17 protein-coding genes are annotated in these 19771 nt (G+C 74.1%); 3 read left to right on the forward strand and 14 right to left on the reverse strand.

Annotation, left to right across the window (positions count from 1 at the left end; all coding sequences use genetic code 11):
* Positions 1–334 precede the first annotated feature (334 nt).
* Genes Q0L15_RS21670 through Q0L15_RS21685 form a run of 4 tightly spaced genes read right to left on the reverse strand, consistent with a single transcriptional unit; the run spans position 335 to position 4266 of the window.
* Positions 335–2308 carry a thioredoxin domain-containing protein gene (locus Q0L15_RS21670; protein WP_296606860.1) on the reverse strand — a complete coding sequence of 658 codons (1974 nt, stop codon included), beginning with the start codon at positions 2306–2308 and terminating at the stop codon, positions 335–337.
* A 58-nt stretch (positions 2309–2366) separates the two neighbouring features.
* Complete coding sequence (locus tag Q0L15_RS21675) at positions 2367–2771, reverse strand: arsenate reductase ArsC (protein WP_296606862.1); 405 nt, start codon at positions 2769–2771, stop codon at positions 2367–2369.
* A complete protein-coding gene (gene arsB / locus Q0L15_RS21680) occupies positions 2768–3889 on the reverse strand; it encodes an ACR3 family arsenite efflux transporter (protein WP_296606864.1) in 1122 nt (373 codons plus the stop codon). The genes Q0L15_RS21675 and arsB overlap by 4 nt, the downstream gene beginning before the upstream one ends.
* Entirely contained in the window at positions 3886–4266 is a 381-nt protein-coding gene (locus Q0L15_RS21685; RefSeq protein WP_296606865.1) for a metalloregulator ArsR/SmtB family transcription factor, read from the reverse strand. The genes arsB and Q0L15_RS21685 overlap by 4 nt, the downstream gene beginning before the upstream one ends.
* A gap of 68 nt (positions 4267–4334) precedes the next feature.
* On the opposite strand from Q0L15_RS21685, the gene Q0L15_RS21690 reads away from it, so the two are divergent.
* Positions 4335–4640, forward strand: coding sequence for a hypothetical protein (locus tag Q0L15_RS21690; RefSeq protein WP_296606867.1), 306 nt, complete (start codon positions 4335–4337; stop codon positions 4638–4640).
* Positions 4641–5061: 421 nt separating this feature from the next.
* Here the strand turns inward: Q0L15_RS21690 and Q0L15_RS21695 are convergent, their stop codons facing one another.
* From Q0L15_RS21695 to Q0L15_RS21715, 5 genes are all read right to left on the reverse strand, one after another.
* Complete coding sequence (locus Q0L15_RS21695; protein ID WP_296606869.1) at positions 5062–6567, reverse strand: hypothetical protein; 1506 nt, start codon at positions 6565–6567, stop codon at positions 5062–5064.
* A 1-nt stretch (position 6568) separates the two neighbouring features.
* The gene (locus Q0L15_RS21700; protein ID WP_296606871.1) at positions 6569–7117 is read right to left on the reverse strand and encodes a SigE family RNA polymerase sigma factor; all 549 of its coding nucleotides are present in this window, start codon (positions 7115–7117) and stop codon (positions 6569–6571) included.
* A gap of 63 nt (positions 7118–7180) precedes the next feature.
* Positions 7181–7774 carry a TetR/AcrR family transcriptional regulator gene (locus tag Q0L15_RS21705; protein ID WP_296606872.1) on the reverse strand — a complete coding sequence of 198 codons (594 nt, stop codon included), beginning with the start codon at positions 7772–7774 and terminating at the stop codon, positions 7181–7183.
* Between the two features lie 35 nt (positions 7775–7809).
* Positions 7810–8982, reverse strand: a complete 1173-nt coding sequence (locus tag Q0L15_RS21710; protein WP_296606874.1) for a cysteine--tRNA ligase — start codon at positions 8980–8982, stop codon at positions 7810–7812.
* Positions 8983–9022: 40 nt separating this feature from the next.
* Complete coding sequence (locus tag Q0L15_RS21715) at positions 9023–10021, reverse strand: alpha/beta fold hydrolase (RefSeq protein ID WP_296606876.1); 999 nt, start codon at positions 10019–10021, stop codon at positions 9023–9025.
* Positions 10022–10055: 34 nt separating this feature from the next.
* Here Q0L15_RS21715 and Q0L15_RS21720 point away from each other — a divergent pair, with 34 nt between their 5' ends.
* A complete protein-coding gene (locus Q0L15_RS21720; protein WP_296606877.1) occupies positions 10056–10967 on the forward strand; it encodes an alkaline phosphatase family protein in 912 nt (303 codons plus the stop codon).
* Between the two features lie 221 nt (positions 10968–11188).
* Here Q0L15_RS21720 and Q0L15_RS21725 read toward each other — a convergent pair whose 3' ends face one another.
* The 3 genes from Q0L15_RS21725 to Q0L15_RS21735 form a co-directional block, all read right to left on the reverse strand.
* The gene (locus tag Q0L15_RS21725; RefSeq protein WP_296606880.1) at positions 11189–12157 is read right to left on the reverse strand and encodes a PAS domain-containing protein; all 969 of its coding nucleotides are present in this window, start codon (positions 12155–12157) and stop codon (positions 11189–11191) included.
* Positions 12158–12363: 206 nt separating this feature from the next.
* Complete coding sequence (locus tag Q0L15_RS21730; RefSeq protein ID WP_296606881.1) at positions 12364–13245, reverse strand: universal stress protein; 882 nt, start codon at positions 13243–13245, stop codon at positions 12364–12366.
* A gap of 94 nt (positions 13246–13339) precedes the next feature.
* The gene (locus Q0L15_RS21735; RefSeq protein ID WP_296606883.1) at positions 13340–16063 is read right to left on the reverse strand and encodes a bifunctional GNAT family N-acetyltransferase/acetate--CoA ligase family protein; all 2724 of its coding nucleotides are present in this window, start codon (positions 16061–16063) and stop codon (positions 13340–13342) included.
* A gap of 259 nt (positions 16064–16322) precedes the next feature.
* Here Q0L15_RS21735 and Q0L15_RS21740 point away from each other — a divergent pair, with 259 nt between their 5' ends.
* The gene (locus tag Q0L15_RS21740) at positions 16323–17360 is read left to right on the forward strand and encodes a class I fructose-bisphosphate aldolase (RefSeq protein ID WP_296606885.1); all 1038 of its coding nucleotides are present in this window, start codon (positions 16323–16325) and stop codon (positions 17358–17360) included.
* Between the two features lie 16 nt (positions 17361–17376).
* Here Q0L15_RS21740 and Q0L15_RS21745 read toward each other — a convergent pair whose 3' ends face one another.
* Together Q0L15_RS21745 and Q0L15_RS21750 are read right to left on the reverse strand one after the other, a co-directional pair.
* Positions 17377–17796, reverse strand: coding sequence for a pyridoxamine 5'-phosphate oxidase family protein (locus tag Q0L15_RS21745; RefSeq protein WP_296606887.1), 420 nt, complete (start codon positions 17794–17796; stop codon positions 17377–17379).
* A 141-nt stretch (positions 17797–17937) separates the two neighbouring features.
* Positions 17938–19320, reverse strand: coding sequence for an MBL fold metallo-hydrolase (locus tag Q0L15_RS21750; RefSeq protein ID WP_296606889.1), 1383 nt, complete (start codon positions 19318–19320; stop codon positions 17938–17940).
* Between the last annotated feature and the right edge of the window lie 451 nt (positions 19321–19771).

Genomic DNA, 19771 nt, shown 5'->3' on the forward strand with positions numbered 1-19771 from the left:
ATGACGTCCCGCCGGCGCCCCGCGGAGGTCATACGACCCGGTCACCCGGGCAGCCGCATCGGATGACGTCCCGCCGGCGCCCCGCGGAGGTCATACGACCCGGTCACCCGGGCAGCCGCATCGGATGACGTCCCGCCGGCGCCCCGCGGAGGTCATACGACCCGGTCACCCGGGCAGCCGCATCGGATGACGTCCCGCCGGCGCCCCGCGGAGGTCATACGACCCGGTCACCCGGGCAGCCGCATCGGATGACGTCCCGCCGGCGCCCCGCGGAGGTCATACGACCCGGTCACCCGGGCAGCCACATCGGATGACGTCCCGGGCTGGCCCCGGATCAGTCGGACAGGGCCGCGTCCAGCTCCTCGACCGTGGCGACCGGCCGCTGGCAGACCAGGTGGCGGCAGACGTACGCCGCCGGGCGGCCGTCCACCTCGGTGCGCCCGGCCTGTAGCGGGATCCGGTCGTCCGCCTCGTCGGCGACCACGACGACGGCCCCCGGATGGCGCCGGGCCCGCAGCTCGAGCTCGTCGCGCTCGGGCGACCACTCCCCCACGATGGCGATCTCGACCGGGCCGTCGAGCATCGTCTCCGCCGCCGCGAGCGACCAGCCGGCGAACCGCGGCGCCCGCTCGGCCAGCGTCGCGACCGAGGTCAGCGCCGCCTCGGCGGCGTCGCGGTGGCGCCCCGAGCCGGTGAGAGCGGCGTACGTCGCCAGTGCGTGCACCGTGGCCGAGAGGCCGGACGGGTAGGCGTTGTCGGAGGGGTCGCGCGGCCGGGCGACCAGGGCCTCGGCGTCGTCGGCGGTGTCGAAGAAGCCGCCGTCGCCGGCCGCGAAGTGCTCGAGCACGAGATCGAGCAGCACACCGGCGCGCTCGAGCCACACCGCGTCGCCGGTCGCCTGCAGCAGGTCGAGGAAGCCCGCAGCGACGCAGCCGTGGTCCTCCAGCACGCCCGCGGGCGCGCCCACCACGCCGTCGCGGGAGACCCGCCGGAGCCGGCCGTCGACCATGTGCACCCGCCACAGCAGCTCGCCGGCGCGATCGGCCTCCTCGACGAGGTGCGGCTCGTCGAGGAGCGTGCCGGCTCGGCACAGGCCGCTGATCGCCAGCCCGTTCCACGCGGCGACGACCTTGTCGTCGCGCGCGGGCCGCTCGCGGCGGTCCCGCACACGCCCCAGCTCCTGACGGGCCCGCAGCCAGCGGGCGAGCTCGCGCGGGTGCGGATCGACCCGCAGCTGCAGGGTGGAGGTGCCGTGCTCGAACGTGCCCTGCTCGGTGACGCCGAGCAGCTGCGCGACCCACGGGCCCTCCTCGGGGCCGAGCACCTCGGTGAGCTGCGCGGGCGTCCAGACGTAGTAGGTGCCCTCGGCGCCCTCGGAGTCGGCGTCCAGCGCCGAGGCGAACCCGCCCTGCGCGGTCTGCAGCTCGGTGATCAGGAACTCGGCCACCTCCAAGGCGATCCGCTCGCCGAGGTCGGTGCCCCACTCGGCGTAGACCCGCAGCAGCAGCGCGTTGTCGTAGAGCATCTTCTCGAAGTGCGGCACCACCCAGTCGTTGTCGACGGAGTAGCGCGCGAAGCCGCCGCCGAGCTGGTCGTAGATGCCACCGCGCGCCATCGCGTCCAGCGTCGCCCCGGCCATCTCGAGCGCCCCGGCCGAGCCGTACCGCAGCAGGAACTCCAGCACCATCGACGGCGGGAACTTCGGGGCGCCACCGAACCCGGCGGACTGCGGGTCGAACTCGCCGCGCAGCGTGCGCACCGCCTCGGCGAGCACCTCGCCGGTGACCGGCGCGCCGGCCGTGGCCAGGCTCGAGGTGGACAGGTGGTCGCGGAGCTGGGCCGCCACCCGGCGCACCTCGTCCGAGCGCGTGTGCCAGGCGGCGTTGAGCCCCTCGAGGACCTGTCGGAACGCCGGCTGCCCGTGCCGCGGCCGGTCGGGGTAGTAGGTGCCGGCGAAGAACGGGCTGCCCTCGTGGTCGAGCGCGCAGGTCATCGGCCAGCCGCCGTGCCCGGTCATCGCGGTGGTCGCCTGCATGTAGACCGCGTCGACGTCGGGCCGCTCCTCGCGGTCGACCTTGACGCTGACGAAGTGCTGGTTGAGGTACGCCGCCGTCGCCTCGTCCTCGAAGGACTCGTGCGCCATCACGTGGCACCAGTGGCAGGCGGCGTAGCCCACGCTCAGCAGCACCGGCACGTTGCGCCGGCGTGCCTCCTCGAACGCCTCCGGGCCCCACTCCCACCAGTCGACCGGGTTGTCGGCGTGCTGGAGGAGGTACGGCGACGTCGCGCTCGCGAGGCGGTTGGGCATGGGCCCAGTCTGTGCCACCGGCCAAGAGCCGCCGGCACTCCCCGAGTTGCTGCGCGAGCTACTCCGCGAGCAGCTCGGCGAGCAGTGCCCGGACCCGCTGGTCGATCTCGTCCCGGATGGCACGCACCGACTCCACGCCCTGGCCCGAGGGGTCGGTGAGCGCCCAGTCCTCGTAGCGCTTGCCCGGGAAGATCGGACAGGCGTCGCCGCAGCCCATGGTGATCACGACGTCGGAGGCGGCGACGTCCTCGGTGAGGAGCTTCTTGGGTAGCTCCTGGGAGATGTCGACGCCGACCTCGGCCATGACGTCGACGACCACGGGGTTGACGGTGTCGGCCGGCGCGGAGCCCGCGGAGCGGACGTGGACCCGACCGGCGGCGTGCTTGTCCAGCAGGCCCGCGGCCATCTGGGAGCGTCCTTGGTTGTGGACGCAGACGAAGAGGACCTCGGGGATCGTGGTCATGCGGACGTCCTTCCGGGGACGGGCGGGGTCGGGTAGTAGCGGCGGCGGGCCCACAGGGCGACGTACACGAGGCCGACGAGGACCGGCACCTCGATGAGCGGACCGACCACGCCGGCCAGCGCCTGGCCGGAGGTGACACCGAAGACGCCGATGGCGACGGCGATCGCGAGCTCGAAGTTGTTGCCGGCCGCGGTGAAGGCGAGCGTCGTGGTGCGCTCGTAGCTCATCCCGAGGCCCTTGCCGAGGGCGAACGAACCGGCCCACATCAGCGCGAAGTACGCCAGCAGGGGCAGCGCGATCCGGGCGACGTCGAGGGGCTGGCTGGTGATGGTGTCGCCCTGGAGGGCGAACAGGATGACGATCGTGAACAGGAGCCCGTAGAGCGCGACCGGGCCGATCGCCGGGATCAGCCGGGTCTCGTACCACTCGCGGCCCTTGGCCCGCTCGCCCAGCGTGCGGGTGAGGAACCCGGCCAGCAGGGGGATGCCGAGGAACACCAGGACGGACTTCGCGATCTCCCACACCGAGACGTCGAGCCCGCCGGCAGCGCCGGAGTCCTCGAGTCCCAGCCAGCCCGGCAGGACGTCGAGGTAGAACCAGCCGAGCGCCGCGAACGCGAGGATCTGGAAGACCGCGTTGATCGCGACCAGGATGGCGGCCGCCTCGCGGTCACCGCACGCCAGGTCGTTCCAGATCAGCACCATCGCGATGCAGCGCGCGAGCCCGACGATGACCAGGCCGGTGCGGTACTCCGGCAGGTCGGGCAGCATCAGCCAGGCCAGCGCGAACATCAGCGCCGGCCCCAGGATCCAGTTCAGCAGGATCGAGGTGACCAGGAGCCGCTTGTCGGCGGTGACGTGGCCGAGCTCGTCGTAGCGGACCTTCGCGAGGACGGGGTACATCATCACGAGCAGACCGATCGCGATCGGCAGCGAGACCGAGCCGATCTCGACCTTCGCGAGCGCGTCGTCCAGCCCGTCGACGGCCCGGCCGAGGACCAGCCCGGCCAGCATGGCCGCGATGATCCACACCGGCAGGAACCGGTCGAGCGTGGACAGGCGCTGCAGGACAGCAGCGTCCTCGGGGGCGGCCGCGGCCTCGTGGGTCACGTCGCTCATGCGGACGCCCCGGTGACCATCCCGAGGTCCTCGCTGGCGAACAGGCCGGCCAGCGCCGCGAGCGCCTCGGGCCGGGCCTGGTAGTAGACCCAGACCCCACGCTTCTCCCGGTCCAGCAGCCCGGTCTCGTGGAGCACCTTGAGGTGGTGGCTGATGGTCGGCTGGGAGAGGTCGAAGGCCGGCAGCAGGTCGCACACGCACGCCTCCGCGTTCTCGTGGGACACGACCATCGACATCAAGCGCAAGCGGACCGGGTCTCCGAGAGCCCGCAGCAGCGGGGCCACCGCGTCCGCTCGTGCGCCGGTCATCGGTTCACGCACCAGGGGCGTGCTGCAGCACGCCAGCGCGTCGTTCGGGTCGCACCCAGACTTCGACATGCATCAATACTGACAGGCATCGATGTCTTGGTGAAGAGAGGCGTGGCGGAACGGCCGATGTACTTCAGGTGAACGACCGGGACCAGCTCGTCCGCCGAAACGGCCGCGATGCCGTGGTCATCTACCGCTGGGAGATCCCGGCGGGGTGGGAGCAGGAGCACCACATCGAGATCGCCGTCGCCCAGATCGAGGCCGACGGTGCCGTGCTCGTCCGGTCGGAGCTGCTGTCGTCCTGGCCGTATCGCTACGACGACCTCGTCTCGGAGCTGCAGCGCGTGGGGCTCGATGTCGAGAGCAGCACCTTCCAACCGGAGGCCGACAACTACACGGTGGTGGCGGTCAAGCAGCAGGTCGAGCGGTCCCGACCCTCCTAGACCATGCTTCTCCAGACGCGGACGCACGTCACCGCGAGGCCACCCACTCCCCAGACCAGCATCACGATGTGGAGGTACAACCGCCAGCCGGACTCGTCTCCATCGCTCAGGTTCAGGACGGCTGAGATGACGAAGCAGAGGTACAGGATCAGCTCCCACGGGCTCGGCCCCGTCGGTGTCTCTTCGTCCCCCGAACTCATCACCCCAACCTAGGGCACGGGGAAGGGGCGTCGAGCTCGATGCGGCCCTCGTGGATGATCTCGAGCTTGATCGCGACCTTGTCGATGATCACCGAGGTTCTGATCCCGTAGCCGTCGACAGTGGCGGCGCGTCAGTCCCGGAGTCGCACCGGGTCCCCTGACTCCACGAGGTGGCGCACGGCTGGCAGGCGTCAGGCGAGCGGGTACGCCGGCCCGTCCGCTCAGGCCCCACCGATGCTGACGTAGGTGATCCGCCAGCCGTAGCCGTTCTCGCCGGGCGTCAGGATCGCGTAGTACGTCGTGGCCGGGTCGGCGTCGAGGGCGATCTCGCAGTCCTTCGTCCCACCGCCATTGTCCCGGCACGTTCCGGCCGAGCCGCCCTGTCCTGCGGCGAACTCCACCAGCTGGCTCCACTCGGGATCGTCGATGACGCTCTGGTCGAGGAGGCTCCCGCGGTCGCCGGAGGCCACCGCTCCGACCACGGCGTCCAGCGCCTGCTCGGCGGTGAAGCTCCGCGGCGCGTCCGTCGCCGTCCCCCCCGCAGACTCGGGCTCGGACACCGGGATCGCGCGGCACTCGCCGAGGTCGACCCGGCACCGGGCCAGCCGGTACTCGACCGGCCCGGCGCGCCGCTGCGACACCAGGCCGGCGAGCACCGTCTCGTCGTCCTCCCACGTCCAGCTGAACGCCACGAACCCCCAACCCTCCGGGGCGTCCAGCGCGACCTCGTCGCCACCGTCGACCGGCTGGGTCAGCAGGCTGTCGATCGAGGGGCCGTCACCGCCGAGGGTGCCCGCCGGGGCCCGGAAGAGCCAGGTGCCGGCCGGGTTGACCTCGAGGGCGTCGTACGTCGGGAGCGCCGCGCCCGGGGTGAGGGTGCCGTCCGGGTCGATGGTCGCGAGGGAAGGCTCGGTCTCGGCGGCGTCGGTCGGACCGTCGGACCCGTCGACGACCACGAGACCCGCGGCCGTGCCCTGGAGCACGATCTGGTCGGGCGCGGTCGTGGACAGGTCGACGGTGTCGAGCTCGGTCCCGGACTGCGTGCGCCACATGATGCTGGTCTGCGTGCCCTGGACGATCACGTCCCCGTCGTCGGTGACGGCGCGGACCCGGATCGGGATGCCGTCCTCGACGCGCGGCAGGCCGGTGAGCGGCAGGCCGAACCCCTCGCCGCTCGGGTCGGTGGTGAACCCGTTCACCTCGGCGCGGCCGCTGCTGACGTCGACGTAGGCGACGAACGCCCCGTTCGGCGACAGCACGGGCGGCTGCTCGAACCGACCCTCGAGCTGCCCGCCGTCGACACCCGGGCCACCCCACCACCAGGCGCCGCTGCTGCCCTGGGTCGCCAGCCAGACGTCCCCGTGGGACTGCAGGCCCCACCAGCGCTCGCCGGGCACCTCGGTCCCGTCGACGTAGAGCCGGCCGTCGACGATGAACGGCGCCGTCGGCATCGCGGTGGAGATCGTGGTGTCGTCGGGCGCGGCCGGATCGGTGATACGCGTCGGCCCAGGCGGAGCAGGCTCGACGGAGCCGCCGTCGCGCTGGCTGAGCACCAACGCGGCGACGCCCACGATCAGCACGGCCGCCGCGGCGACCAGCAGGGGCTGCCACCTCCGGGTGGCCGATGGGGCCTCGGTGGTAGGGAGCGCGGGCATCGGCGGCACCCGGACGCCGTCGGCGACCTCGTGCAGCTCGCGGGCCAGCACGTTCTCGAGCTCGGTGGTCATCTCAGGCCTCCTCTCCGTCGTGGGCCTCGGAGCCGATCGCGGCTCGCAGGGCCTTGAGTGCGCGGTGCGCGGTGGACTTGACGTTGCCGGTGGAGCAGCCGAGCGCGTCGGCGATCTCGCGCTCGCTGAGCTGCTCGTAGTAGCGGAGCACGACCACCGCCCGTTGCTGGGGCGGCAGCGAGGCGATGTGCGGCCAGAGCACCATCCGGTCCTCGACGCCGGCGCCCTGCCCGCCGCTGGTCCCGCCGCGGGCGGGGCGCGGCTCGGGCGGCACGTCGGTGAGCAGCTCCATGCGGCGGCCCTGGGGGCGCCGCATGGAGATGAACAGGTTGGTCTGCATCCGTCGTACGTACGCCGCCGGCTGGTCGGCGCGGCTCACCTTCGCCCAGGACCGGTATGCCTGGAGCAACGTCTGCTGCGCGAGGTCCTCAGCGTCCGCGTGGTTGCCGGTCAGCAGGTACGACGAGCGGTAGAGCGCGGGCCACGCGGCCGCGGCGTACTCCTCGTACGCCAGCGCGTCCTGCGCCTGCTTGGTGGTCGTGAACGCCATCGGGCACCCCTTTCGTACCCCACTGACGACGCGTCGCCGGGGAAGGTTGCGTCCGGTCCGGGGTCAGTCGGCCAGCAGCGCGCACCAGCTGTCGGTGAGGACCTCGAGCGCCACGTCCCTCTCGACGGTGCTCTCCCAGCCCCGGCGCGCCCAGCGCCGCGAGAGCGCCTCGAGCTGGCCGAACGCCAGCACCCCGCGCCCATGGCGGCTCTCGGGGGCGAACCGGCCGGCGGCGTCCAGGCCGTCGCGGATGCGGGTGATGGCCAGCTCGAACCACGTCTCGAGGTCGCGGTCGATCACCGGCTCGACAGCGGCGGCCTGGAAGGCTGCGGTCAGCCGCGGCATCACCGTCGGCCACTGGTCGATGCGGCTCTCGAGCCATCCGCGGATCAGGTGGCGCTCGCCGGACGCGACGACCCCGGTCAGGTCCACCTTGTCGTGCTTCGCCACGAGCTTGTCCAGGCCCACGAGGACGGCCTGCATCAGCTCGGTCTTGGACGAGAAGTGCAGGTAGAACGTCGTGCGCGTCGTGCCGGCACCCGAGGCGATCTCGTCGATCGTCGCCGCCGCGTAGCCCCTCCCCTGGAAGGCGCGCAGGCCCGACTCGATCAGCAGGCGCCGGGTGCGTCGCTTCTGCGCCTCGCGCTGCCCGGCCATGACGCCAGGCTAGCGGCCTGCAGACGCGAGATCGCTCACCCCAGGCGGAGCTGGGTGATCAGGCGCCGGGCCGCCTCGCCGCCGAGGTCGAGCGCGGCGGCGACCGCGGAGGGGACGTCGAGGTCTGCTCGCAGCGGCTCCACGGCCGCCGCCGGGTCACCCGAGCCGGGCCGGGCGGCCGCGGCGTACAGCGCCTCGAGCAGCTGCTGGGCGTCGTCGAGCGAGGCGGCGTCGAAGTCCCACGGCTCGTCGTAGCGCCGGTGCAGCAGGTGCAGGCGCAGCGCGGCCGCGGACACGTGCTGGAGCAGGTCGTCGACCAGCACGAGGTTGCCCGTGGACTTCGCCATCTTCGCGCCGTCGACGCGCACCTCGCCCACGTGCAGCTGCGCTCGCGCGAAGGGCGTCACGCCGCTGGCGGCCTCGGCCATCGCCACCTGGTAGGCGTGGTGGGGGAAGACCAGGTCGTCACCGCCGACGAGCACGTCGACGCTCGGGCCGTGCACGGCCAGCGCCATCGCGGCGCACTCCGCGTGCCAGCCGGGGCGGCCCCAGCCCCACGGGCTCGGCCATGCGGGCTGTTGGTCCGAGGAGGGCCGCCACACCGCCACGTCGAAGGGGTCGTCCTTGGCCGGGTCGTCCGGGGCGTCGCCGTACGCCGCGGAGAGCCCCAGCGCGCGGTCGCGGTCGAGGCCCGAGCGGGCCGCCGAGTCCTGGCCTCGGAACCACACCGTGCCCTCGCGCTCGTAGGCCGCGCCCCGGTCGAGCAGCACGGCGGCGAGCTGCACCACCGCGTCGATGTAGTGGCGCGCCCGCGGCTGGTGGGCCGGCGTCGCCACCCGCAGCTCGCGCATCGAGCGGTCGAAGACGGCTTCCTGGGTCACGGCGAGCTCGTCGAAGTGGCTGCCGCGGCGGGCGGCCGCCTCGAGCAGCACGTCGTCGACGTCGGTGACGTTGCGGCAGGTGGCGACGTCCACGCCGGTGCCGTCGAGCACCGACGCGAGGAGGTCGGCCCACACGAACGTCGCCGCGTGACCGAGGTGGGTGACGTCGTACGGCGTGATCCCGCAGACGTACACCCGCGCCGAGCCCACCAGCGGCAGCGTGGCGCCGGCCAGCGCCAGGCGGGCCGGGGCCGGCGGGGTCGAGCCGACCCGCTGCGCGGCGTCGGTCACGGGCGAGGTCAGGTGGCGCAGGGAGTGGGCCGGCATGCGGTCAGTCTGGCATCCGTCCGCCGCTGGCTCCGGGCAGTCAGGCCTCGTCGAGCACCTGACGCACGAGCGCGAGGACGGCGTCGGCCTCCTCCAGCTCGAGGCCCCCGGCCGTCGCGTCCCGGAGGGCCTGCTCGTCGACGCGGCCGCGCGCTGCCAGCGCCGCGAGGACGGCGATCGCTTGGTCGCGGCTCGCGAGGGCCGGATCGTCGGGGACGTCCTCCCGCGCGGGGAGCTCCTCGCCGAGCACGTGCCGGCGCAGCAGTCGCGCCACCTCGGCGGGCTGCTCGGCCGGCGCGAGGTGGGCGGCGCCGGCCAGCTCGGCGTACGTGCCGCGTCGTACGCCGTCGGCGACCTCGCGCAGCATCGGTGGCGGGGTCACGACGTCCTCGGTCCCCGCGACCGACAGCACCGGGACGTCGACCTCCCCGAGCCGGTCCCGGACGTCGAACCCGGCCAGCGCCTCGCACACCTGGACGTATCCCGCGTCGAGGGTGTCCTCGAGCGCTCGCAGCAGGCCGGACGCGCGGTCGGGCTCCCGATCGGCGAAGCCGTCGGCGAACCACCGCTGCGCGGCGGCCTCGACCTGGCCGGCGGTGCCGTCGGCGCGCACCTGGGCGACCCGCTCGGCCCACGACCCGGCGGTCCCGAGCCGGGCGCCGGTGCAGACGAGGGCCGCCGAGGCCACTCGGCCCGGCTCGTCGAGCAGGAGCTGCAGCCCGACGGCGCCACCGACCGAGACCCCGGCGTACGCGAACGCGCCCCTCGGCTGGCCGCGTTCGGCGACCACGTCGTCGACGATGCGCAGGACTCCCGCGGCCAGCTCGGCCATCGTGAAGCCCTCCGCAGGGGCCGGGCGGTTGTGTCCGTGGCCGGGCAGGTCCCAGGCGAGCACGTCGAAGGAGTCCGTGAGGTGGGCCGCGCACGCGCTCCACAGGGCGGTGGCCGAGGTGCCGAGCGCGGGCCCCACCACCAGCAGCGGGAGGCTCGCGCGGTGGCGGGACAGCGTCAGCCGGACGGTCGTGACGGTCGGGATCATGCGCTCAGTCTGGCGGGCGACGTAGCCTCGGGTGGTGGCCCGTCGCTCTCTCACCGCCGTCCTGTTGTCGCTCGGGCTCGCCCTGACCCTCGCTGTCGGGGTCGCTCCGGCGACGGCCGGCACCGCCGAGACCAGCGGCGCTCCCGCGGCGCGGGCGACCCGTGGCACCGACCCGGTGTCGAAGCTGCTGGTGTTCGTCGTCGAGAACCACTCGCTGGACCAGATGCGCGAGGGCATGCCGTTCACCGCGCGCCTGGCCCGGCGCTACGGCTACGCCACCAGCTACCACGGCGTCACCCACCCCTCGCTGCCCAACTACCTCGCGATCGCCGGGGGCGACACGTTCGGGGTGGCCGACGACGCGTCGCCGTCCGCCCACCCCCTCCGCGGCGCCAGCGTGTTCGGGCGCGCGGTCCGCTCCGGCAGTACCGCCCGGCTGTACGCCGAGGCGATGACCTCGCGCTGCCAGGTCGAGAGCAGCGGCACCTACGCGGTCAAGCACAACCCCTGGGCCTACTTCGCCGGCGAGCGTCGTCTCTGCCGCCACGGCGACGTGCCGCTGCGCCGGCTCGGGGCGGACGTCGACGCCGGGGCGCTGCCCGCGGTCGGCATGGTGATCCCCGACCTGTGCAACGACGCCCACGACTGCTCGCTCGCCCAGGCCGACGCGTGGCTGCGTCAGCGCGTCCGCCGGGTCATGAACGGGCCGGACTGGGCCTCGGGCGGGCTGGCGGTCGTGATCACCGCCGACGAGGACGACGGCGCCCACGGCAACCGGGTCCTGACCGTGGTCGCACACCCCGACCTGAGCCACGTCGTGGTCCGCGCGCGGCTCACGCACTACTCGCTGTCACGCTCGTACGCCGAGGTAGGGGGCGTGCGACCGCTGCGGCACGCCGCCGACGCGCGGTCGCTGCTGCGGCGCTTCGGCCTGACCACCGGCTGACCCCGCGCTGTCCGGCCGGCGCCGCAGCGGGTCGAAGGTCCCGCGAGGTGCGCCCTTTCTGCCCGGGTGGCGCCACAGCAGGCCCCGTTAGGTTCTGATCCACGGGGCGGTGGCCGGCCGGCGCTGGAGTAGACGTCGCCATGTTCCTCTGGGTGCACGCCGGCGCCGCCCCCTCACGTCTTCCCCGGCGTCGCTCCTGCCCCTCCCGCGAGCAGCCGTGCTCAGACCCGGCGCCGCCAGACGATCAGCGTGCGCAGCGGATCCTCGGCGACCACCGTGATCGTCGCGCCCGGCCGCAGGGTGCGCGGCCCCAGGGCCTCGACGTCGGTGCCGACCGGGGCGTCCCCGAGCTGGCCGCCCTCGACCCGGACGACCGCCTCGAGGACGCCCTCCTCCACCCGCACGACCACGGCGAGCCCCTCGGGCGCGTGCCGGGCGGCGGCCGCGAGGATCTCGCTGAGCGCACCGAGCAGCTCGTGCGCCACCTCGGGCGCGAGGTCGTCGACCGGACCCTCCACGACCGCCGGGCCGCCCGACCACAGCTCGACGACGTAGCGCACCGCGCCCGACGTCGAGCCCGGCTGGGACTCGACGATGAGGTGGCGCACGGAGGTGCGCAGCGCGTCGACCGTGCGGGCCAGGTGCTCGAGGATCGGCGCCGTCTCGGCCGTCGCGGTCTCGGGGTGGCGCACCATCCGGTCGAGCTGGAGCCCGATCGCGAACAGCTCCTGCATGGCCGAGTCGCTCGCGCCGGCGGCGCGGACGTTGCGCTCGGTCAGCAGCGCGGACCGCACGACGCTCGCGGCATGTCCGGCCTCGGCCTCGACCCGTCGGGTGATGTCGGTGACCAGCACGTAGCAGCCGTCGCCACCGCCACGGGTCCGCGGCAGCATCTCGACCAGGGCGTGCCGGGTCCGCTCGCCGGGCGCGGTCAGGGCTCGTTCGAAGCGCTGGGCCCGCCCCCCGATCGCGGCGAGCAGCCGGTCGTGGCTGCTCGGGCAGCCAGCGTCCTCGAGCAGGTCCTCCACCGAGCGGCCGACGACCTCGTCCGGTGTCCGGTCGAGCCAGGTCCGGGTGGCCGCGTTGGCGTACCCCAGCACACCCGCGGCGTCGACGTAGGCGACCAGCGAGGGCAGCGCGTCGAGGACCTCACCCAGGTCCTGGGCGTCGAACCCGGTCGGCAGCTCCATGTCGGCCCCTTCCCGACGGGTCCGGTGCGACCGGGCCCCGACAGCTCCAGGGTCGTCCCGCGCGGCCGGTGGGCTCAGGGGCGCGGGCCACGACCCGCGGGGACCTTGTCCCCGGCGTGGCCCGGGCCACGTGGCACCGCGTTGGCCTTGGGGCCGAGGACCAAAGGCTCTGGGGCGACTGCTGGGTCGGCGGCGTCGGTGGGACCTCAGTCCGCCGGCACCGGGTCGACCACCAGCACCGGACAGGTGGCGTGGCGCAGCACCGCGCGCACGACCGAGCCGAGGTGCGGGCCGAGCGGGATCGTGTGGCGGTGCCGGCCCACGACCAGCAGGGTCGTCCACGAGCAGGCCGCGACGAGCGCGTCGGCCGCCCGCCGGTGCACGACCGCGAGCTCGACCGGCACGTCGGCGTACTCCCCCATCACGCCGGCCAGGCGGTCGGCGAGCAGCCGGCGACGCTCGGCCGTGTGGGCGTCGCCGGCCGGGCCGGAGAAGACCAGGTCGTCGTAGGGGTCGCTCAGGTGCCACGCATGGAGCACCCGTACGCCGCAGCCGCGGGTGCGCGCCTCGGCCAGCGCGGCGGCGACGACGACCGGTGCGCCCTCCCCGCTGTCCGCACCGACGGTGATCGTGCAGCCGGCGCGTCCGCGATCCTCGCGCCAGCCGCCGGGGACGGCCACGACCGGGACGCGGCACAGGGCGGCGACGGGGTGGGTGATCGACTGGGTGGACACCACACCCGGGCGGCCCATGCGGTCGTGCTGGAGCACGACCAGACCGGCGCGCTCCGCCGCGCCGACGAGGCCGGCGACGACCGGGCCGTGCACCAGCTCGGTCGTGACCTGCACGGCGTCGTCGCCGGCGGCCACGTCGCTGGCCGCGCGCTCCAGCAGCGCCAGCCCGGCGCGGTCCACCTCGTCCTGGGTGACGGGGCCCGGCGGCACGGAGGGGACGACGTGCACCAGGCGCAGATCGACCTGGCGGCGTACCGCCTCGGCGGCGGCGAACCGGAGGGCTCCGCTGGCGCCGGGGGCGCCGTTGGCCTCGGCGACGCCGACCATGACGGCCGGGGACGGGATCTCGGGCATGCCGGGCACCTCCTCGAGACGGTGCCACCAGCCTCCCCGTGTCGGCAGCCGTCGGCCAGAGTCCTCCGACCCCACCTGGCGCGGATCGTGGTGGTCAGCTGCCGGGGCGCAGCCGCCGCGGGACGCCCGGGTCGAGGGCGGCGCTGCGGTCCAGGCGCACCTTCGCATCGACGATCGCGCAGGTCTCCGGGCCGACCATCACCGGGTTGAGGTCGACGTCCGCGACCTGCGGGACGTCCTCGGCGAGCGCTCCGAGCTCGACGATGAGGTCCACGAGCCCCTCGATGTCCGCGCGCGGTGAGCCGCGGTAGCCATCGAGCAGCGGCCAGATCCGCAGCGACCGGACGGCTCGGAGCGCGTCGCTGCGCGAGACCGGCGGGAGCATGAACGTGCGGTCCTTCCACACGTCCACCGCCACGCCGCCCGCCGCGACCATCACCAGCGGCCCGAAGCGGGAGTCGCGGACCACGCCGAGCGCGATCTCGACGCCGCTGGCCATGGCCTGCACGAGCACGGGCACATCGGTGCCGCCCGGTCCGCCCAGCTCCTTCTCGAAGCCCTCGATCGCGGCCGCGACCTCCTCCGACGAGCGGAGACCGACCTTCACCAGCCCGCGGTCGCTCTTGTGCGGCACGTCGCGGCCGGCGACCTTGACCACCACCGGGTAGCCGAGCCAGCCGGCCGCCTCGACGGCCGCCCCCGCGCCGTGCACGACCTCACCCAGGGGCTCGAGCCCGTACGCCGCGAGGAGGTCGGTCGCGTCGGCGACCGAGAGCCAGCCCCGTTCGTCGATGGCTGAGTCGGCGGTGGCCGAGCCGAGCAGGGTGGCGGCGACCGCGCGCGCGTCCTCGGACCGGTCGCGGTCGACGGCGGGAGCCGGCTCGGCCGGGTGCGCGCGCCACTCGGCGTACCGCGCGGCCCGCGACAGGGCCCGCACCGCCGCGGTCGCGTTGCGGTAGGTCGTCACGCCCGGCAGCCCCTCCGCAGGGGGCCGCAGCCCGCCCATGGGCACGAGCACGAGCGGCTTGTCCGGGTGGCGCTGCCGGGCCGCGGCGACCGCGTGCATGCCGGCGACCGCGTCGTTGGCCCCGGTCGCGACGAGCAGCGCGAGGACCGCGTCGACCTCGTCGGAGCCGAGGAGCAGGTCGGTGATCGCGCCGAGGTCCTTCGCTGCGACCGCCGCACCGGTGTCGACGGGGTTGCCGGTGCCGACGGTCCCGTTGACGTGCCGGCCCACCCGGGCCCGCAGCCGCGGCGAGAGCTCGGGCACCGTCAGGCCCCACGCGTCGGCGGCGTCCGCGGCGAGCACGCCGGTGCCGCCCGCGTTGCTCAGGACCGCGACCCGGCGGCCCGCCGGCAGCGGCTGCTCGGCGAGCAGCAGGGCGGCCTCGGCCATGTCGTCGGCCCCGTCGCAGCCGATCACGCCCGCCTGCGCGAACAGGGCCTCCACGGCGACCGTCGGCGACGCGGCGGCCGCGGTGTGCGAGGCGCCGGCGCGGCGGCCTCCCGAGGAGCGGCCACCCACCACCGCGAGCAGCGGCTTGCGCTCGGCGAAGCGACGAGCGAAGCGGGCGAACTTGGGGGCGTTGCCGAAGGACTCCAGGTAGAGCGCGGCCGCCGTGACCCGCGGGTCGTCGCGCCACGCGGCCAGCAGGTCGTTGCTCGACACGTCGACCTTGTTACCCAGCGACACGAACGACGCGACCCCGAGACCGAGGTCGCGGGCGGTGTCGGCGAGCACGATCCCCACCCCACCGGACTGGGAGGCGACCGCCAGCCCCCCGGCCGGCGGCACGGAGCCGCTGAACGAGGCGTTGAGGCTCACCTCGGAGCCCAGGCTCATCACCCCGAGACAGTTCGGGCCCACCACGCGGATGCTGCGTCGCCGGGCGAGCGCGAGGATCTCCCGCTGGAGCCGGGCCCCCTCGGCGCCCAGCTCCCCGAAGCCGGAGGAGACGATCACCGCCGCCGGCACGCCCGCGTCGGCGGCGTCCTCGAGCGCGGCCAGCACCTTGGTCGACGGCACCGCGATGACGACCAGGTCCACCGCCCCGGGCACCGCCGCCAGTCGGCGTACGGCGCGCACCCCCTCGACCTGCGTGGCGCGCGGGTGCACGACGAACAGCTCGCCGGCGTAGCGGCCCTCGAGGATCGAGCGCAGGATCGCGGCGCCGACGCCGGACCCGTTGGAGCGGGCGCCCACGACGGCCACGCCCCGCGGGTAGAGCAACGGCTGCAGGGAGCGAGCCTCGGCCTGGCACTCGCGGTCGTCGGCGGCGGCGAGCGCCTCGGCCGAGGCCACCGTGTCCATCTCGACGCTCACGCTGGCGCCCTCGTTGTGGCGCACGATCGCGAACCCGGCGGCCAGGAAGACGTCGAGCATCGCGCGGTTCTCCCACAGCACCTCGGCGAGGAAGCGCCGCACGCCGCAGGCGCGGCACGCCGCGGCGAGGTGCTCGAGCAGGAGGCTCCCGACGCCCATGCCGTGCAGGTCGTCGGCGACGAGGAAGGCGACCTCGGCGGCTCCGGGCTCGACCGGCTCGGCGGTGGCCAGGGCGCAGATCCGACCGGCGCGCTCGAGCACGAGAGCCCGAGTGTCCGGAGCGTCACGCAGGTGCTCGACGTACTCCCGCGCGGCGTGGCGGCTGGGACTGAAGAACCGCAGCCGCAGGCTGTCGTCCGAGACGCTCTCGTGCAGCTCGAGGAGGCCGGGAAGGTCGGCGTTCTCCAGCGGCCTGATCACCGCGATCGTGCCGTCGCGCAGCAGCACGTCGGCGGGCGCCGGCTCCACGACCGGCACCGGCATCGGCGTCGCCATCGCTCCCCGCTCTCGTCTGCTCGTCCGGCTCGTCACCTCCGAGTGTCCGCGACCGGCGGGTCGCAGCGAAGTGGCCAAGGTCCCGCGGGCGGAGGAGGAGCGTCACCGCGGCCAGGCGACGCACGATCCCGCCCAGCTGCAGACCTTGGCCCGTGGCGACCCGCGCGTCGATGCGTCATGGTGGAGGTCGACCGGGTCGGCTTCCGACCCGCACCGACCCGGCCTCCCCGGGTGTGCGGGTGAGGAGGCGGTGAGCACGATGGCAACCCGGACGACGGCATCGACACGGAGCGCCGCGGTCAGCACGGCGCAGGCCCTGGTCGCCCCCGGCAAGGGCATCCTGGCGGCCGACGAGAGCACTCCCACCATCGCGAAGCGGCTCGCCGCGATCGGCGTCGAGTCGACCGAGCCCGTGCGCCGCGCCTATCGCGAGCTGCTGTTCATGACGCCCGGCCTGGCCGAGCACGTCAGCGGCGTCATCCTCTACGACGAGACGATCCGGCAGCGGGCCGCCGACGGCACGCCGTTCCCCGAGCTGCTGGCGAGCGCCGGCCTGATCCCCGGGATCAAGGTCGACGCGGGGACCGCACCGCTGGCGGGGTTCCCGGACGAGCTGGCCACCGAGGGCCTCGACGGCCTGCGCCGACGCTTCGCCGAGTACGTCGAGCTCGGGGCGCGCTTCGCGAAGTGGCGCGCGGTCATCGCGATCGGCGAGGGGCGGCCGACCCGAACCTGTCTGGAGACCAACGCCCACCTGCTGGCCCGCTACGCCGCGCTGGCCCAGGAGGCGGGGCTGACGCCGATCGTCGAGCCCGAGGTTCTCATGGACGGTCCGCACCCGATCGAGCGCTGCGCAGAGGTCACCGTCGCCGCGCTCCGGGCGGTCTACGACCAGCTCGCCGAGCACCGGGTGCACCTCGAGGGCACCCTGCTCAAGCCCAACATGGTGCTGCCGGGCTCCGAGTGCCCCGACCAGGTCGACGACGAGACGATCGCCGCCCGGACCGTCACCGTGATGCGGGAGGCCGTGCCGGTCGCCGTACCCGGCATCGTCCTCCTCTCCGGCGGGCAGGGCGACGCCCAGGCGACGGCCCGCCTCGACGCGATCAACCGGCACGGCACCCAGCCCTGGCAGCTCAGCTTCTCCTACGGCCGCGCCCTGCAGGGCCCGGTGCTGCGCGCCTGGGCCGGCGAGGAGCACAACCGGGAGGCGGCGCAGGCCGCACTGCTGCACCGGGCCGCTCTCAACGGCGCGGCGCGCTACGGCAGCTACCTGCCGGGGATGGAGGAGGACTGAACCTCGCTGAGCCTCGTCAGGACCTGCGCAGCAGGAAGCGTCGCCCGGTCACGGCGGTCGGCGTGAGCTCGACGTGGTCGTACTTCAACGTCGGCACCCAGGGGTGGAACTCCAGGACCGAGAGCCGGTCCTCCTCGACCTCGTCGAGGTGGCGCAGGTGGCCGCGGACCAGGACCGACCAGGCGGTGTCCTCGCCGAACCAGTCGATCTCGAAGGCGACCTCCGACTCGAGCTCGGCGGCGAGCAGCTTGTTGCCGGCCGCGGTGCGGAACAGGATCGAACGCCCCTCGACCGCGTAGTTGAGCGGCACGAGATGGATCTCGTCGACCAGGCGATAGGCCAGCCGGCCGACCTCTGCTTCCGCGAGCAGGTCCCAGCACTCCTCGAGGGTGAGCTCGACCATCGGCTGGTCCTCGGTCAGCTGCTGCTGTGTCATGTGCCGCCTCCATCCGTCGTGTGTCGGTCGCCTGCGGGCCACGCTGCCTGCTCGATGCGCTGGATCAAGCACATCGTCAGAGCCGTCGGTAGGTCAGAGCACAAGGTCACCGCCGACCCGGACGACGGTCACCCAGCAGTCTCAACCCAGCAGAACGCGCTCGTCGAGCCTGGGCACGACCGCGGTCCACCCGAGCTCGTCGCGGATCCGGCGGGCCAGCGCCGCCGATCCGGACGGCTCGCCGTGCACGACGTACACGACCTTCGGCGGCTCCGGCGACCGGGCGAGCCAGCCCAGGACCTCGTCGGCGTCGGCGTGCACGGAGAACGTCGGCACGTCGACGACCTCGGCGCGCACGGGCACGTAGCGACCGTGCATCTTGAGCTCCCGGACGCCGTCGAGGAGCTGCCGACCGCGGGTCCCGACGGCCTGGTAGCCGGTCAGCACCACGGTGTTGCGCGGGTCGGGCAGCTGGTGGGCGAGGTGGTGGACGACGCGACCGCCGGTGGCCATGCCCGAGGCCGAGATCACGATGCACGGCTGGTCGGGGCGGTTGAGGCGCATCGAGCCGGCCGCGTCCGCGACGCCGATCACCTCGAGGGCGTCGAGCGCGGCACGCACCTCCTCGAGGTCGGAGCGCAGCTGCGGCGAGCCGGAGTCGAGCGCCGCCCGGTAGACCTTGAGCGCGCGCAGGGCCATCGGGCTGTCCAGGTAGATCGGCACCCGCGGCACCTCCCCCGCGAGCATGAGGCGGCGCAGCTCGAGCAGCACCAGCTCGGTGCGGTCCACCGCGAACGCCGGCACCAGCACGGTCCCGCCGCGCCCGATCGTGCGGCGCACCGCTCCGGCCAGGACCGTCGGGTCGGGCGCGGGGTGGTGCCGGTCGCCGTACGTCGACTCCACGACGATGGCGTCGGCCGCCGGCGGGTCGTCGGGGGCGCGCAGGATCGGGTGCACACCGCGGCCGAGGTCGCCGCTGAACAGCGTGCGACGTCCCGAGGTCTCGACCAGCACGGTCGACGAGCCGAGGATGTGGCCGGCGGGCCGCAGCACCACGCGGACGTCCGGAGCGAGGTCCACCGCGGTGGCGAAGTCCGTCGGCTGCAGCATCGGCAGCGTGCGCTCGACGTCCTCGAGGTCGTAGAGCGGCAGCGCCGGGCGGTGCTTGGAGTAGCCGCCGGCGTTGGCCTGCCGGGCGTCCTCCTCCTGGAGGTGGGCGCTGTCGCGGAGCACGATCTCGACCAGCTCTGCGGTCTCCGGCGAGCAGATGACGGGGCCGTCGAACCCCTCCTTGACCAGCCGCGGCAGCATCCCGCAGTGGTCGAGGTGGGCGTGCGAGATCACGACCGCGTCGAGGTCGGCGGGCCGGGTCGGGAACGGCTCCCAGTTGCGGCGCCGCAGCTCGGCGAGGCCCTGGTAGAGGCCCGCGTCCACCAGCGTGCGCGAGCTCTGGTCGTCGATCAGGAACTTGCTGCCGGTCACCGCACCGGCCGCCCCCAGGAACGTCAGGACGGGACTGCTCATCTGCGCCGCCTCCTCGGTCGTCTCTCCAGTCTTCTCCCGGCCGCGTCGACGCGGCAGGGTCCTTGGACCCTCGCAACGGCTCCGCTGGTCGAGCTGGTCGAGACCCCCGCAGCCCGCGCAGGGCGACGAGCCGTCCGTCGGCCTGCGGGTCCGCTCGGGTCGTCGTGATTGAAGGACGAGGGAGCGTGGTCGCCGTCCGCTGTGGTCATCCGAGGGTGGTCACCGTCGGCGCTCGGGTGCCGGCCGCTTGTGGGCGACGTGCTGTGGTCGTCGCTTCCGACCCGGGATTCCTCCTGCCGACTCACCCCACCTGGCTCAGCGCGAGATTTTGCATTCGGCTTCGCCAGAGCCCTGTGGAACAAGGGGTTCTGAGCCCTCGCGGTGTCGGTGCCCTCTGCTGGGATGGACTCATGGCAGCCACCCCGCTCGAGCACCCGGACCTCGATGGTCC

This window comes from Nocardioides sp. (assembly GCF_024509035.1).
Classification (GTDB): Bacteria; Actinomycetota; Actinomycetes; order Propionibacteriales; family Nocardioidaceae; genus Nocardioides.

Bases quoted from the DNA above. Each gene is read 5' to 3' on its own strand.
- Q0L15_RS21750 (WP_296606889.1), bottom strand. From the start codon at position 19,320: ATGAGCAGTCCCGTCCTGACGTTCCTGGGGGCGGCCGGTGCGGTGACC.
- Q0L15_RS21675 (WP_296606862.1), bottom strand. From the start codon at position 2,771: ATGACCACGATCCCCGAGGTCCTCTTCGTCTGCGTCCACAACCAAGGA.
- Q0L15_RS21740 (WP_296606885.1), top strand. From the start codon at position 16,323: ATGGCAACCCGGACGACGGCATCGACACGGAGCGCCGCGGTCAGCACG.
- Q0L15_RS21710 (WP_296606874.1), bottom strand. From the start codon at position 8,982: ATGCCGGCCCACTCCCTGCGCCACCTGACCTCGCCCGTGACCGACGCC.
- arsB (WP_296606864.1), bottom strand. From the start codon at position 3,889: ATGAGCGACGTGACCCACGAGGCCGCGGCCGCCCCCGAGGACGCTGCT.
- Q0L15_RS21695 (WP_296606869.1), bottom strand. From the start codon at position 6,567: ATGACCACCGAGCTCGAGAACGTGCTGGCCCGCGAGCTGCACGAGGTC.
- Q0L15_RS21730 (WP_296606881.1), bottom strand. From the start codon at position 13,245: ATGCCCGAGATCCCGTCCCCGGCCGTCATGGTCGGCGTCGCCGAGGCC.
- Q0L15_RS21670 (WP_296606860.1), bottom strand. From the start codon at position 2,308: ATGCCCAACCGCCTCGCGAGCGCGACGTCGCCGTACCTCCTCCAGCAC.
- Q0L15_RS21735 (WP_296606883.1), bottom strand. From the start codon at position 16,063: ATGGCGACGCCGATGCCGGTGCCGGTCGTGGAGCCGGCGCCCGCCGAC.
- Q0L15_RS21700 (WP_296606871.1), bottom strand. From the start codon at position 7,117: ATGGCGTTCACGACCACCAAGCAGGCGCAGGACGCGCTGGCGTACGAG.
- Q0L15_RS21685 (WP_296606865.1), bottom strand. From the start codon at position 4,266: ATGTCGAAGTCTGGGTGCGACCCGAACGACGCGCTGGCGTGCTGCAGC.
- Q0L15_RS21705 (WP_296606872.1), bottom strand. From the start codon at position 7,774: ATGGCCGGGCAGCGCGAGGCGCAGAAGCGACGCACCCGGCGCCTGCTG.
- Q0L15_RS21745 (WP_296606887.1), bottom strand. From the start codon at position 17,796: ATGACACAGCAGCAGCTGACCGAGGACCAGCCGATGGTCGAGCTCACC.
- Q0L15_RS21725 (WP_296606880.1), bottom strand. From the start codon at position 12,157: ATGGAGCTGCCGACCGGGTTCGACGCCCAGGACCTGGGTGAGGTCCTC.
- Q0L15_RS21715 (WP_296606876.1), bottom strand. From the start codon at position 10,021: ATGATCCCGACCGTCACGACCGTCCGGCTGACGCTGTCCCGCCACCGC.